Origin of the sequence: Ruegeria sp. ANG-R (genome assembly GCF_000813985.1) — a bacterium.
In the GTDB taxonomy this organism is placed as follows: Bacteria; Pseudomonadota; Alphaproteobacteria; order Rhodobacterales; family Rhodobacteraceae; genus Ruegeria.
This window is the reverse complement of the sequence record NZ_JWLJ01000001.1, coordinates 879507-893612: the sequence shown is the minus strand read 5'-3', so window position 1 is coordinate 893612 and position 14106 is coordinate 879507. Positions and strand designations below refer to the sequence as shown.

Genomic DNA, 14106 nt, shown 5'->3' with positions numbered 1-14106 from the left:
TAGATGTCCGATATCGACATTCGCACAACGGGCCGTGCAGGGCGCATTACGCTGACCCGGCCAAATGCATTGAATGCACTCAGCTATGACATGTGCATGGCTATCGACACCGCCCTGCGCAATTGGCGTGAAGATGATGAGGTCGATCTGATCATCCTCGATGCAGAGGGTGAAAAAGCCTTCTGCGCGGGCGGGGACATCGCCGAACTTTACGCGAGCGGTACCACAGGCGACTATGCCTACGGCCAAAAATTCTGGCGCGACGAATACCGCCTGAACGCCCTGATATTCGAATATCCAAAGCCGGTGATCAGCTTCCTGCAGGGTTTCACCATGGGTGGTGGAGTTGGCGTCGGATGCCATGGCAGCCATCGCGTTGTGGGTGAAAGCTCAAAAATCGCAATGCCGGAATGCTCGATCGGCCTTGTCCCAGACGTGGGCGGATCACTGATGCTGGCGCTGGCGCCGGGCCGTTTAGGTGAGTATCTGGGCACGACCGGCTATCGCATGGGGCCTGGTGACGCAATCCATGCCGGATTTGCCGATCACTTCATTCCGCAAGACCGTTGGCCGGAACTGATCGACCTTCTGGAAGCATCCGGCCGGGCTGAGTTGGTAGAAGAACATGCACTGCCCGCCCCGGACAGCCCTCTGGCGAACATGCGGGAAGACATCGATAAGTTTTTCGGCGGCGAAAGCCTGAGTGATAATTTGAACAGTCTGCGCAGCGGTGATACCGAATTTTCGAAGAAAATTCTTGATACGCTGCACAACAACTCTCCGATCGCAATGGCCTCTGCAGTCGAGATGCTGCACCGTCTGCGGGGGGCCGGGCCGACGTTGCAAAAGGCACTGGATCTGGAGTACCGCTTCACCTATCGCGCGATGGAGCACGGGGATTTTCTGGAAGGTATTCGTGCCCTGATCATCGACAAGGACCGCAACCCAAGGTGGCAGTATGCCGATCTGGATGTACCCGCGGCCGCAGTTTCCGAAATGCTGCAACCGCTTGGTGCGGATGCATTGAGTTTGTCAGAGGAGTAACGGATGAAAATCGCATTCATAGGGCTGGGCAACATGGGGGCTCCGATGGCCGCCAATCTGGCGCGGGCAGGCCACGATGTAATCGGCTTCGATCAGGCAGACGTTGCGGTTGAAGGCGTAGAGATGGTCACCTCGGGTGCCGCCGCCGCCGCGAATGCTGAGGCTGTCATCACCATGCTGCCCAACGGTCAGATTCTTCGTGCCGTTGCCGGTGAAGTCATTCCCGCGATGCAAAACGGCGCTGTACTGATCGATTGCTCGACCGTGGATGTCGACAGTGCACGCGCTGTGGCACAGCAAGCTGCCGGCGCCGGTCTTCTGTCGGTTGACGCGCCTGTTTCAGGTGGAATTGGCGGCGCGGCCGCAGGCACGCTGACCTTCATGGCCGGCGGCTCTGACACTGCTTTTTCGAAAGCCGCGCCGCTGTTCGAAATCATGGGCCAGAAAGCTGTACACTGCGGAGAGGCTGGCGCGGGTCAGGCTGCCAAAATCTGCAACAACATGATCCTTGGCGTGACAATGATCGCGACATGCGAGGCGTTTGCGCTTGCGGACAAGCTGGGTTTGGATCGGCAAAAGATGTTCGATGTGGTCAGCACCTCGTCTGGCTACAGCTGGACGATGAATGCGTATTGCCCTGCCCCCGGCGTCGGACCGGAAAGCCCCTCTGATAATGACTACAATCCCGGATTTGCCGCCGAACTGATGCTGAAGGATTTGCGCCTGAGTCAACAGGCTGCTGAAAGTGCCGATGCCGATACGCCTATGGGACAGATCGCGGCAATACTCTACGAGCAGTTTGTCGAGCACGAAGACGGCTTGGGCCGCGACTTCAGCGCGATGCTACCTCGGTTCGAAAAACGCTCTCGCCCCTAGCCTCTTTTGGCGGAGAACCGCACAAGGCTAGAAAAGACCGGGGCGCGTCGCCGGCTGATTGGATATAGTGCAGCCAATGTTGCCACACCCACGCCGGAGCGCGCTTCCATGAAAACCTTGACCTGTATTTCGATGATTACGTTGCTCGCGCTACCTCCCGCTACGGCTTTAGCCGGAAACGGCAACAGCAAGGGTAAGAACAAATCCAAGCTGCAGGTCGAGCGTGTCACGCCGCAATCCGGCGCGGCATACGGGAACAAGGTCGGGCATTGCCCACCAGGTCTGGCGAAAAAGGCGATACCCTGTGTGCCGCCCGGTCAGGCCAAGAAACTCTATCGGGCTGGCGACCGGCTCGATGATTACATTTGGATCAACGATCCGTATCGCTATGGCCTGCGGCGCGGTGGCAACTATGTACGTGCAGGGGACTATGTTTATTCAATCGATCCCGAAACACACAAGGTGCTGAACCTTATCGGCGCGGTCGCTGATATCCTATATTGATCAGCGCTACTCCGCTGCTACGGCCCGACCGTCCAGCATCGGCTTCAGATATCGCCCGGTATGACTGCGCTCGCACTCTGCGACGTCCTCAGGCGTACCTTCTGCCACGACCTGACCACCGCCGTCACCACCTTCCGGCCCGATATCGATAATCCAGTCAGCGGTTTTGACCACGTCCAGATTGTGTTCGATCACGACGACGGTATTTCCCTGATCAACCAATTCGTGAAGCACCTCCAACAGCTTACGCACATCCTCGAAATGCAGGCCCGTAGTGGGCTCGTCCAGAATGTAAAGCGTTCGGCCCGTTGAACGCTTGCTCAGCTCCTTGGAAAGCTTCACCCGCTGCGCCTCACCACCGGACAGCGTGGTGGCCTGTTGACCGACCTTGATATAGCCAAGCCCGACACGCGCCAAAGCGTCCATCTTATCGCGGATCGACGGCACGGCTTTGAAAAACTCCTGCGCGTCTTCCACTGTCATATCAAGCACATCGGCGATCGATTTACCCTTGAACTTGATCTCCAGCGTCTCGCGGTTATAACGCGCGCCTTTGCAGGTTTCACAGGTGACATAGACATCGGGCAGAAAATGCATCTCGATCTTGATGACACCATCGCCCTGGCAGGCCTCGCACCGGCCGCCTTTGACGTTGAAGCTGAAACGCCCCGGTTTGTAGCCGCGCGCCTTGGCTTCCGGCAGGCCAGCAAACCAGTCGCGTATCGGCGTGAAGGCCCCGGTGTAAGTCGCTGGATTCGAACGCGGAGTCCGCCCGATCGGTCGCTGGTCAATGTCGATGACCTTATCCAGATGTTCGAGACCTTTGATTGTCTCGCAAGGCGCAGGAGTCTGGCGCGCCCCGTTCAGCCGCATCGAAGCCGTTTTAAACAATGTCTCGATGGTCAGAGTGGATTTCCCACCTCCGGACACACCGGTTACGCAGACGAACTTGCCCAAAGGAAAATCAGCCGTGACATTCTTGAGGTTGTTGCCTGTGGCCTTGACCACACTCACCTTCTGCTTCCTGCCCTTTCGCCGCTCGGCTGGCACAGCGATTTCGCGGGTTCCAGACAGATACTGCCCCGTGATCGACGCCGTGTCGCCCGCAATATGTTCCGGTGTGCCATGGCTGACCACCTGTCCCCCGTGCACCCCTGCACCAGGGCCGATATCGAAAACGTAGTCTGCTTCGCGGATGGCCTCCTCATCATGTTCGACGACGATGACCGTATTGCCCTGATCGCGCAGGTTCTTGAGTGTCCCCAGCAGCCGGTCGTTGTCGCGCTGATGCAAACCGATTGAGGGTTCGTCCAATACATACAGAACGCCCGTGAGCCCCGAGCCGATCTGGCTGGCCAGACGAATACGCTGGCTTTCGCCACCGGACAGGGTTCCACTTGAACGCGACAACGTAAGGTATTCCAAACCAACATTATTCAGGAATCCGAGCCGTTCACGGATTTCCTTGAGGATAGCACGCGCGATCTCGTTCTTCTGCGCGCTCAGATGGTTTGGCGCGTCTTCGACCCATGCCAGGGCCTCTCGGATCGACATCTCGACCACCTGTCCAACATGCAGACCGGCAATCTTGACCGCCAGAGCCTCAGGGCGCAGTCGGTACCCCTCACAGGTGCCGCAGGGTCGATTGTTCTGATAGCGCTCGAACTCTTCGCGAATCCACGCGCTGTCCGTCTCACGATACCGGCGCTCCATGTTGGGAATGACGCCTTCGAAGCTTCGGGTAACTTGGTAGACGCGACCGCCCTCGTCGTACCGAAACTGGATTTCTTCGTCACCTGAGCCGCGTAGAAAGACCTGTTGGACCTTTTTCGGTAGATCCTTCCAGGGCGTGTTCTTGTCGAATTCGTAGTGGCGCGCGATGGCTTCGATGGTTTGCAGGAAGTATGGCGATTTGCCCTTCCGCCACGGAGCCAGCGCCCCATCATATAGCTTCAATGTCTGGTCCGGCACGACCAGACGCTCATCAAAGAACAGCTCAACGCCCAACCCGTCACAATCCGGGCAGGCCCCGAATGGTGCGTTGAACGAGAACAAACGCGGTTCAATCTCAGGGATTGTGAAGCCACTGACCGGACAGGCAAAATTCTCGCTGAACGTAATCCGCTCGGCCTCGCCCTCTTTCGGTGCGGTTTCGAGAACTGCGATTCCATCTGCCAAATCAAGCGCCGTACGCAGGCTGTCGGCCAGTCGGGTTTCCATGCCTTCGCGTACCACCAGACGATCAACCACCACGTCGATATCATGTCGAAATTTCTTGTCCAGCGTCGGCGGTTCGTCCAGCTCGTAAAACTCGCCATCCACTTTGACGCGCTGAAAGCCCTGCTTGCGAAGTTCAAGGAATTCTTTCTTATATTCACCCTTCCGGTCCCGCACGATGGGGGCCAGCAGGTAGCCGCGCGTGCCCTCTTCCATCGTCATGATGCGGTCGACCATATCCTGCACCTGTTGCGCCTCGATCGGCAGGCCGGTGGCCGGACTGAAGGGCGTCCCTGCGCGGGCAAAGAGCAGGCGCAGGTAGTCGTAGATCTCGGTCACGGTGCCGACGGTCGAGCGCGGATTCTTCGAAGTCGTCTTTTGCTCAATCGAAATCGCCGGGGAAAGGCCGCTGATGTGATCCACATCGGGCTTTTCCATCATGTCGAGGAATTGGCGCGCATAAGCTGACAGGCTTTCGACATAGCGACGCTGCCCCTCGGCGTAAATCGTATCGAACGCCAGCGATGACTTGCCCGAGCCCGACAAGCCGGTGATCACCACCAGCTGGTCCCGCGGAATGTCGACATCAATGCTTTTGAGGTTATGCTCACGCGCGCCGCGCACCTCGATATTCTTCAGCTCAGCCATTCTGGCCCCCAACAACCAACGCCCCTCAGAGATAGGCGAGCAGCGCTGAGTCTCCAACCAAAAAATTAGAACAAAGTATGAACAAGCGGATTTTCGACACCTTCCGCCTAGTCGTCGGATTTCCGCGCCAGTGCCCATGCGCAGATCGGAAAATCGGGATCGTTGTCCAGATTATCCGTCTCCGGGTCATATTCAGGTGGCCACTCAGGTTCGAGATTGCGCAGGGCCGCTTGTCGGTTGCCCCATTGTTCGGCCCGGATGTGCGCAGGGTCGAATCCGCACTCGGTCAACAGATTTTTTAATCCGCGCGCAGACCAGCGAGAGCAATCAGTCGGGGCAGCGTGAAACGGAATAAAGAAAGGAACCGCCAGCCAGAAATACCCGCCGGGTCGCAGCATTTCCTGCACATTCAGCGTCGCCTCTACAGGGCGGTCCAGATGCTCCCACACTTGGTTAGCCAAAATCAGATCGAACTTTCGCACCTGCTGCTGCGCATCCAACAGAGGACCGGTGCAGATGTCATGCTGACGATGCCACGCCTGTTCGTAACTGCGAAACCCGAATTGCCTGCCCCACGAGCCAGATATCTCAAATGCGTCGAGCGTATCCGGCTTGAGGCCGCGTACCCATTGTCGGCTGCGCCGGGCCATGATGACTCGATTTAGACTGGTCACTGCTTGCCTCTGGTGTTTTGCGGGCAATAAACCACAGGACCGGCGCGTTGTCGGCATAAAAACGCCCCGAAAGGCGCCTGAATTTCGCATCTGAAGGAAAATGGCGCGGTTGACGGGGCTCGAACCCGCGACCCCCGGCGTGACAGGCCGGTACTCTAACCAACTGAGCTACAACCGCGCATTTAGGGTCTATGGCTGATCCATTAACCCGGATCAAAGGCTGACAGTGATGGCGCGGTTGACGGGGCTCGAACCCGCGACCCCCGGCGTGACAGGCCGGTACTCTAACCAACTGAGCTACAACCGCCCACTGCCCGTTCATCTCTGAACGTTGGGGTGTATTATGGCCACGGCTGAGCAGCGTCAAGCGGCGTTTTCAAGTTTTTTGCCTAATCGGGAATTTTTCCAACGCCACCAACTTTGCTCGGGCCAAAAGCGTCATGATAATCTCTCAACGGCCTCAACAGACAGCGATTTAAGCTTGCGAATAAATCTCGGGTTCTATATCTGAGCCGGCCATGGGTGATTAGCTCAGTGGTAGAGCGCTTCGTTCACATCGAAGATGTCAGGAGTTCAAATCTCTTATCACCCACCATATTTTCCAATCACTTACGCGCTTGTACTGAAGTATTCCAGAACCACTCGGGCTGGCTCCACCCGCGCGCTGCGTCCCTATCCACCGACATACACGCCAGTTTTAGGTCGATAGAAAATCTTTTGATCGTGAAGCCGCCCCAACAGATCATGTGCCTTTCGCACAAAGTCTTCGCGGGCCTCCCGAACCTCGCCGGTCTCATCGGCCTGCGCCTGTGATCTGGCGGCGATGACATGACGCATCGCCTCTTCAATCAAATCCATATCTTCGACCGAAAGCTCAAACAGATCGTTGTACTGAGGCATCCTGGGTTCTCCTACCTTGGCGCAGATATCCAGCGTGCCCGAAGTTCCGAGTCGTTTCCACCTCAATTGCTCAATGAACTCTGCCACGCCTCGCGGGCAGCGTTCAGGCGAGTCAGAAAATCGATCTAACCAGAGCGCAATAGCACTGAAATTTCATTATGTTTTGAGGACTTGCCACATTTCATTCTGACTGCGTATCCTGATCTCGGTTGCCGTCGATCAGGCGGAATTCCTTAGAGGGATACAGCATGGCGGATCTGAAGCGGGAAATTGGCCTGGTTGGACTAACCTTCATTTCGGTCGGAGGCATCATCGGGTCCGGCTGGCTGTTCGGACCTCTTCTTGCCGTGCAGCACGCTGGCCCCGCGGCAATCCTCTCCTGGATCATCGGCGCTGTGGCCATGTTCATTCTGGCCATTACATTCGCCGAAATCTCGGCCATGCTGCCAATCCCCGGTGGGATCGCACGGGTTCCGCAGTTTTCGCATGGCAATATCGTATCGATGGCGATGGGCTGGACCGCCTGGATTGGCTACAACACCACAGCGCCAATCGAGGTTGAGGCGATGCTGAAATACCTCGCCCCTTATGCATCATGGCTCCATGCGCAAGATACCGGCGATCTTACCGGGGCCGGGATCTCGGTGGCGTTGCTGTTCATGTTGCTGTTTGTTGCGGTGAACGCACTGGGGGTCAAATTCTTCGCTCAGGTGAACGCAACCCTGACCTGGGCCAAGATCGCTATCCCGATCGTGCTTTCTGTTCTTTTGATTACCACCCGCTTTGATGTGCAGAACTTCACGGCACCCGACGGGTTCGCACCTTATGGCCTCAAGGGAATCATGGCGGCCGTATCCACCGGCGGAGTTATCTTTTCCTTTATAGGATTCCGGCATGTGGTTGATATGGCTGGGGAAGTTCGCAATCCAAAATTCGCCATCCCCGCCGCTCTGGTTCTTTCAATTGTACTTTGCGCTTTGATCTACCTTGGATTGCAGGTCGCCTTTATCGGCGCGCTTGATCCGGCAATGATCAGCAAAGGCTGGGCAAGTCTGAGCTTCGGAGGACAAGGACCGCTGGATGGCGTCATCATGTCGGTCGGGCTGTTGTGGTTTATCAGCTTGCTTAACGTGGGCTCGGTGGTCGGCCCATTCGGCAATGGGCTGGTCGCGACCGGGTCGAATGCCCGAATTGCATTGGCTCTGTCGCAGAATGGCTTTCTTCCGAAGCGTTTGCAGATGCTGTCATCCTTCGGCGTACCTTTGTGGGCGCTCGCGCTGAATTTCCTTATCGGAACGATATTCCTTCTAACGGTCCCGTTCACCACAGTTATCGCACTGAATGGCGCCGCAATCGTACTGTCCTTCGCGGTCGGGCCCATCGCGGTTGTATGCCTGCGTGATTTGCTGCCAGATCGCCCTCGCTCAATCCGTATTCCTGCGGTCAAACTTGTTGGCCTCACAGCCTTCGCCATCTCAACACTGATCGTTTACTGGAGCGGTTGGGATACCGTCTGGAGGCTGGGAATCGCGCTGCTTGTCGGCATGGGGCTGCTCTTGATACGGTTCCACAATCGACTGGATGAGATGGACGCGACCGAGGCACTCTGGTTGATGCCCTATTTTTGCGGGTTGGGGTTGATTTCCTTCATGGGTCAGTTCGGGGAAGGCTCCCAGAAGCAAATCCCATTCGGCTGGGACATTCTGCTTTGCGTCGCATTTTCGGCTATAATTTTCGCACTCGCCGTGCGGTCAGCCTTGTCGGACAAAAAGTTTCAGGCCTACATTGCTGACGAAGAAGTGCTTGACCCTGCCAAACCTGTCATCGGCCTTTGAAAAAAGGCGGGGCAAACCCCGCCTTTCTGATTTATTTCAACAATTTCAATGTGCGGTTGCTGATTGCCCGGCACTTTCAGCTGCCTTGGCAGCTGCGGCGGCAGCCTCTTCGGCGGCCTCATCCCATTCGACAGACTCGGGCTTACGCACCAGAGCTTTCTCAAGGACTTCCGAGACGTGTTTGACCGGAATGATCTCCAGACCATCTTTCACGTTATCCGGGATATCTGCCAGATCCTTCTCGTTTTCTTCCGGGATCAGAACGGTCTTGATCCCACCGCGAAGGGCGGCCAGCAGCTTTTCCTTGAGCCCGCCAATCGGCATCGCGTTCCCACGCAACGAGACCTCGCCCGTCATGGCGATGTCCTTGCGCACGGGAATGCCGGTCAGAACCGAGACGATTGAGGTCACCATCGCCAAGCCCGCAGACGGTCCATCCTTGGGCGTCGCACCATCAGGCACGTGCACATGGATGTCGATCTTGTCGAACTTCGGTGGCTTCACCCCGATCTGAGGCGAAATGGAACGCACGTAAGACGACGCCGCATCGATGGATTCCTTCATCACATCGCCGAGTTTACCTGTGGTCTTCATCCGCCCCTTACCGGGCAGTTTCAGAGCTTCGATATGCAGCAGGTCGCCTCCGACCGAAGTCCAGGCCAGACCGGTGACAACACCAACCTGATCGCCCTGTTCAGCGAGGCCGTAGCGGAACTTGGGCACCCCAAGGAAATCATCCAGATTATCCGGCGTCACCGTTACGGTTTCAGCCTCTTTCTTGATGATCTTGGTCAGCGATTTCCGCGCCACCTTGGCGATTTCGCGTTCGAGGTTCCGAACCCCCGCCTCGCGGGTATAGGTGCGAATGATCGATTGCAGCGCCTCATCGGTCAGTTCGAACTCTTTGTCTTTCAGACCGTGGTTCTTGACCTGTTTGCTGATCAGGTGCTGCTTTGCGATCTCGCTTTTCTCGTCCTCGGTGTAGCCGGCCAGCGGAATGATTTCCATCCGATCCAGCAGAGGCCCGGGCATGTTGTAGCTGTTGGATGTCGTCAGGAACATCACGTTCGAAAGGTCATATTCGACCTCAAGGTAGTGATCCATGAACGTGCTGTTCTGTTCCGGGTCCAACACCTCCAGCATCGCCGAGGCCGGGTCGCCACGGAAGTCCTGCCCCATCTTGTCGATTTCATCGAGCAGGATGAGCGGGTTCGTGGTTTTCGCCTTTTTCAACGCCTGAATGATCTTACCGGGCATCGAGCCGATATAGGTCCGACGGTGGCCCCTGATCTCGGATTCGTCGCGCACGCCACCCAGCGAGATGCGAATGAACTCGCGCCCCGTGGCTTTGGCAACCGACTTACCCAGCGAGGTCTTACCAACACCCGGAGGGCCAACGAGGCACAGGATCGGGCCTTTCAGCTTTTTCGAACGCTGCTGGACAGCGAGGTATTCGACGATCCGCTCTTTGACCTTCTCAAGCCCATAGTGATCGGCATCCAGAATATCCTGCGCCCGGCCCAAATCCTTTTTGACGCGGGATTTGGTGCCCCAAGGCAGCGCCAGAATCCAATCCAGATAGTTGCGCACAACAGTGGCCTCGGCCGACATGGGCGACATGTTCTTGAGCTTTTTCAGCTCACCTTCGGCCTTCTCGCGCGCCTCTTTCGATAGCTTGGTCTCGTTGATCTTGGCTTCCAGCTCGGCAACTTCGTTGCTGCCATCCTCACCATCGCCAAGTTCCTTCTGAATGGCCTTCATCTGCTCATTCAGATAGTACTCGCGCTGGGTCTTCTCCATCTGGGATTTGACGCGGGTTTTGATCTTTTTCTCGACCTGCAAGACGGACATTTCGCCTTGCATCAGGCCATAGACCTTTTCAAGCCGCTCGCTAACGCTGAGGGTTTCCAGAAGTTCCTGCTTTTGTTCGACCTCAATGCCCAGATGACCCGATACCAGGTCAGCCAGCTTGGCGGGCTCGGTAGTCTCACCCACTGCGGCCAGCGCCTCTTCGGGGATGTTCTTGCGCACTTTGGCATAGCGCTCGAATTCATCCGCGACGGTGCGTTGCAACGCCTCGGTCGTGGTCACATCGCCCGGAATCTCAGTCAGATACTCGGCGCGGGCTTCGAAAAACTGATCGTTTTCAAGAAATTCTGTGATCTGTACGCGCGCCTGCCCCTCGACCAGCACCTTGACGGTGCCATCGGGAAGCTTCAGCAGTTGCAGTACGTTGGCCAGAACGCCCGAGCGGTAGATACCGTCGATTTCCGGATCGTCCTCACCAGGATCGATCTGGCTGGACAAAAGAATTTGCTTGTCATCCTGCATCACCTCTTCCAGAGCGCGGACCGATTTGTCTCGGCCCACGAACAGCGGCACGATCATATGCGGAAATACCACGATATCGCGCAGCGGCAGGACGGGGTATGAGGAATTCAGAGGCTCTTGCATGCTCTATCCTTATCATTGGCAAGACGGCGCAGGTCCCTGTGTCAGGCAACCATTGGCTGTCTCCTGTCTTGGACGATAAAGGTGGGGCACCTGTTCCCCCATTTCAACCTCATCGCCGTTTGTCGTGATGCAGCATGACCGGATGATTTGGGGACTTCAAGGCATCCGGCAGACATATCCACCGATTTTAGCAAAACCCAACATTGAGGCGGGTAATAAGTCACCCAGTGAGGATCAAAATATCCTTTGCTTGGCTCGGGACAAAAAGAAGCCATGACCCACTTCGTTTCTACACTCCAAGCCCTTTTTCGAGGAATGGCAAATGAACCCGCCAAACTCTCCGGTTATGCCATAGTCTGCACGGTCGAAACCGTCCCGATTATGGTTGACCGGTTGGCACAACATGCGCACGGCGCCAGTATTGGTCATGAAAAAATCATGCCCCCAATCCGACTGACAATCCGCTGGGCGCGGCAGTGCAGGCGCGCCGCTGCGTTCGATTATGGTGCATGACAGGTCCGAAACACTGGCCCCCTGCCCGACCACACACTGAATGTTCTCAGACGGGGTTTCGAAGGTCCAGACATCCGCGTGGGATGTCGATGCACAAAGAGCAAATACGATAGAGACAATAAAGCGAGGCATTTCATCCTCCTAAACAAAACAAATGAAATTCGTTAAAATAAACTGAGGACAATATATCAAATAATGCGGCATTTGTCACCGCATCAGACACAATCTAGAGCGGTTCAATATCGCCCTGTTCCCGTTGAGCGTGGAACTGCGATTGCCACTCTGCAAATGTGCCCTCGCCAATCGCATTCCGCATTCCCTGCATAATATCCTGAAAATAATGCAGGTTATGCCAGGTCAGCAACATGCCCGAGATCATCTCGTTCGAGCGAAACACATGATGCAGATAAGCACGCGAATAGTTTGAGCAGGCCGGACATGTGCAATGTTCATCCAGCGGCCGCGGGTCATCGGCGTGGCGGGCATTCTTGATGTTAACCACGCCATAACGCGTGAAAACCTGCCCCGTACGACCGGATCGCGACGGAAGCACGCAATCCATCATGTCGATGCCGCGCGCGACCGCGCCGACGATGTCATCGGGCTTACCAACGCCCATCAGATAGCGCGGCTTGTCCGCGGGCAGATAGTCGGGCGCGTAGTCGAGGCAATCGAACATGGCTTCCTGCCCCTCTCCTACGGCAAGACCACCGACCGCGTAGCCTTCAAACCCGATCTGTTTCAGTGCCTCTGCGCTTTCTTCACGCAGGTCCTGTTCCAAGCCACCCTGCATGATGCCGAACAATGCGTACCCCGGACGATCTCCGAACGCATCCCGCGACCGTTCGGCCCAACGCATCGACAAACGCATCGACTCGGCAATCCGGTCGCGATCCGCAGGCAGTGCCGGACATTCGTCGAAACACATCACGATATCCGATCCCAGCAAGCGCTGAATCTCCATCGATCGTTCAGGGGTCAGTTCATGCTTTGAGCCGTCGATATGTGATTTGAAGGTCACGCCCTTTTCGGTCAGCTTGCGCAACCCGGCAAGCGACATCACCTGAAACCCGCCCGAGTCGGTCAGAATCGGACGTTCCCAGTTCATGAACTTGTGCAGGCCACCCAAACGATCGATCCGTTCGGCGGTTGGGCGCAACATCAGGTGGTAGGTGTTACCCAGCAGTATATCTGCCCCGGTTGCCCGTACACTTTCGGGCATCATCGCCTTCACCGTCGCCGCTGTGCCAACCGGCATAAACGCGGGTGTCCGCACTTCGCCACGTGGCGTGTTGATCACGCCGGTGCGGGCCTTGCCATCTGTGGCTTTCAGGTCAAACGAGAAACGATCGGTCATTTTAGGGCCTCGGGTCGCGGAACCGGGCAGGCTTTGCCCGATCTGCAGGTGCAATGCAACCCATCAGGGCAGCGCGCTTACCCGCTCGGTAAACAGACGTACGACCCCTGCCCCGTCCACATCCCGGCACACGCGCACCGAAGGGCGCGTTGGATCACTTCGCGTGGCACCTGTTTCAGGTCCATCGAGCACCACATGCAAACCCATTTCAACCATCTCGAACATCGGTTCATTCGTGCAGGCAATGACGGCGGTCGAATCGTGCAGGCCGCATCCTTCCAGCCCGCCGACCTCTTGGTAGAACTTCAGGTAGAACCGGGAAATGTCCCGTAAGAAACCACCCATGTCAGGAGAACGCTGCGCCAGACCCTCGAAATCTGCGACTTCGTAGAGGGTTTTCAAGGTAACATCCAAACCGACCAGAACCGTTTGTGGCGGCGCTGCGAAAACCTCATCCGCTGCCTTGGCATCATGATAGATATTCGCCTCGGCATGTCGGGTGATATTACCAGGGCAGAATACCGCACCTCCCATGATAACCAGTTTCGCCAGATTGCCCGCGAATTGCGGGTCCAGCCGCATCGCATCTGCGATATTGGTCAGTGGTCCGACGGCGCAGACAACAAGCTCACCGCGATGTTTGCGCGCCATTTCGACAAGAAACTCAGCGGCTGGCAGCCTGTGGTTTTCACCAATCTGAGGGATTTCGGTAACATCTCCAAACCCTTCCGGTCCGTGCACATGCTCGGACGGCGCGTGGCTGTCTTCGTCGCGCGCAAAGGGCGCGCCCTCGGCGACGGGAATACTCAACCCCAACTTATCGACCAGAAATCGCGCATTGCGGCTGGATTGATGGACATGGGTGTTGCCGAAGACAGTCGTCAGGCCAATGAGCTCAATATCGGGTGCGGCGGCGGCATAGGCGATGGCCATCGCATCATCAATGCCGGGGTCAGTATCAACTATAAGTTTCATCCCCGCCCGATACCCTAAACAACACTGGATGCAAAGCAGCCACAGCGCGGAAGTTCCGCACTTCACCAGGTGTTTCAGAGATTTGCATTCCGGCCCGCTCAATCCATAC

At 56.7% G+C, this 14106-nt stretch carries 11 protein-coding genes and 3 tRNA genes; 5 read left to right on the top strand and 9 right to left on the bottom strand.

Translation table 11 applies throughout. The annotated features are described in order from the left end of the window. Nucleotides 1-3 precede the first annotated feature (3 nt). From RA27_RS04445 to RA27_RS04435, 3 genes are all read left to right on the top strand, one after another. A complete protein-coding gene (locus RA27_RS04445; RefSeq protein ID WP_039535323.1) occupies nt 4-1044 on the top strand; it encodes an enoyl-CoA hydratase/isomerase family protein in 1041 nt (346 codons plus the stop codon). A 3-nt stretch (nt 1045-1047) separates the two neighbouring features. Continuing rightward, a complete protein-coding gene (mmsB, locus tag RA27_RS04440) occupies nt 1048-1920 on the top strand; it encodes a 3-hydroxyisobutyrate dehydrogenase (RefSeq protein ID WP_039535321.1) in 873 nt (290 codons plus the stop codon). 108 nt (nt 1921-2028) lie between these two features. Further along, on the top strand, nt 2029-2424 hold the full coding sequence (locus RA27_RS04435; protein WP_039535319.1) for a hypothetical protein: 396 nt from the start codon (nt 2029-2031) through the stop codon (nt 2422-2424). Between the two features lie 6 nt (nt 2425-2430). Here RA27_RS04435 and uvrA read toward each other — a convergent pair whose 3' ends face one another. The 4 genes from uvrA to RA27_RS04415 all read right to left on the bottom strand — a co-directional run bounded on the left by uvrA (nt 2431) and on the right by RA27_RS04415 (nt 6270). After that, on the bottom strand, nt 2431-5289 hold the full coding sequence (gene uvrA, locus RA27_RS04430) for an excinuclease ABC subunit UvrA (protein WP_039535317.1): 2859 nt from the start codon (nt 5287-5289) through the stop codon (nt 2431-2433). Nucleotides 5290-5396: 107 nt separating this feature from the next. Next, on the bottom strand, nt 5397-5963 hold the full coding sequence (locus RA27_RS04425; RefSeq protein WP_039535315.1) for a methyltransferase domain-containing protein: 567 nt from the start codon (nt 5961-5963) through the stop codon (nt 5397-5399). 101 nt (nt 5964-6064) lie between these two features. Further along, nucleotides 6065-6141 (bottom strand) — tRNA-Asp (locus RA27_RS04420). Between the two features lie 52 nt (nt 6142-6193). After that, nucleotides 6194-6270: transfer RNA gene (locus RA27_RS04415), tRNA-Asp, on the bottom strand. A gap of 213 nt (nt 6271-6483) precedes the next feature. Between RA27_RS04415 and RA27_RS04410 the strand changes: the two genes are divergently transcribed. Beyond that, a tRNA-Val gene (locus RA27_RS04410) sits at nt 6484-6558 on the top strand. A gap of 77 nt (nt 6559-6635) precedes the next feature. Here the strand turns inward: RA27_RS04410 and RA27_RS04405 are convergent. After that, complete coding sequence (locus RA27_RS04405; RefSeq protein WP_039535313.1) at nt 6636-6863, bottom strand: hypothetical protein; 228 nt, start codon at nt 6861-6863, stop codon at nt 6636-6638. 248 nt (nt 6864-7111) lie between these two features. Between RA27_RS04405 and RA27_RS04400 the strand changes: the two genes are divergently transcribed. Continuing rightward, a complete protein-coding gene (locus tag RA27_RS04400; protein ID WP_052265168.1) occupies nt 7112-8698 on the top strand; it encodes an APC family permease in 1587 nt (528 codons plus the stop codon). Nucleotides 8699-8743: 45 nt separating this feature from the next. Here RA27_RS04400 and lon read toward each other — a convergent pair whose 3' ends face one another. From lon to RA27_RS04380, 4 genes are all read right to left on the bottom strand, one after another. Next, on the bottom strand, nt 8744-11152 hold the full coding sequence (gene lon, locus RA27_RS04395; RefSeq protein ID WP_039535310.1) for an endopeptidase La: 2409 nt from the start codon (nt 11150-11152) through the stop codon (nt 8744-8746). Between the two features lie 234 nt (nt 11153-11386). Further along, a complete protein-coding gene (locus RA27_RS23500) occupies nt 11387-11797 on the bottom strand; it encodes a DUF6636 domain-containing protein (RefSeq protein ID WP_082025025.1) in 411 nt (136 codons plus the stop codon). Nucleotides 11798-11891: 94 nt separating this feature from the next. Continuing rightward, nucleotides 11892-13022, bottom strand: a complete 1131-nt coding sequence (gene tgt, locus RA27_RS04385) for a tRNA guanosine(34) transglycosylase Tgt (RefSeq protein WP_039535307.1) — start codon at nt 13020-13022, stop codon at nt 11892-11894. Between the two features lie 63 nt (nt 13023-13085). After that, nucleotides 13086-13997, bottom strand: a complete 912-nt coding sequence (locus RA27_RS04380; RefSeq protein WP_039535305.1) for a nucleoside hydrolase — start codon at nt 13995-13997, stop codon at nt 13086-13088. Between the last annotated feature and the right edge of the window lie 109 nt (nt 13998-14106).

Bases quoted from the DNA above. Each gene is read 5' to 3' on its own strand.
- RA27_RS04405 (WP_039535313.1), bottom strand. From the start codon at position 6,863: ATGCCTCAGTACAACGATCTGTTTGAGCTTTCGGTCGAAGATATGGAT.
- lon (WP_039535310.1), bottom strand. From the start codon at position 11,152: ATGCAAGAGCCTCTGAATTCCTCATACCCCGTCCTGCCGCTGCGCGAT.
- uvrA (WP_039535317.1), bottom strand. From the start codon at position 5,289: ATGGCTGAGCTGAAGAATATCGAGGTGCGCGGCGCGCGTGAGCATAAC.
- RA27_RS04380 (WP_039535305.1), bottom strand. From the start codon at position 13,997: ATGAAACTTATAGTTGATACTGACCCCGGCATTGATGATGCGATGGCC.
- mmsB (WP_039535321.1), top strand. From the start codon at position 1,048: ATGAAAATCGCATTCATAGGGCTGGGCAACATGGGGGCTCCGATGGCC.
- RA27_RS23500 (WP_082025025.1), bottom strand. From the start codon at position 11,797: ATGCCTCGCTTTATTGTCTCTATCGTATTTGCTCTTTGTGCATCGACA.
- RA27_RS04445 (WP_039535323.1), top strand. From the start codon at position 4: ATGTCCGATATCGACATTCGCACAACGGGCCGTGCAGGGCGCATTACG.
- RA27_RS04435 (WP_039535319.1), top strand. From the start codon at position 2,029: ATGAAAACCTTGACCTGTATTTCGATGATTACGTTGCTCGCGCTACCT.
- tgt (WP_039535307.1), bottom strand. From the start codon at position 13,022: ATGACCGATCGTTTCTCGTTTGACCTGAAAGCCACAGATGGCAAGGCC.
- RA27_RS04400 (WP_052265168.1), top strand. From the start codon at position 7,112: ATGGCGGATCTGAAGCGGGAAATTGGCCTGGTTGGACTAACCTTCATT.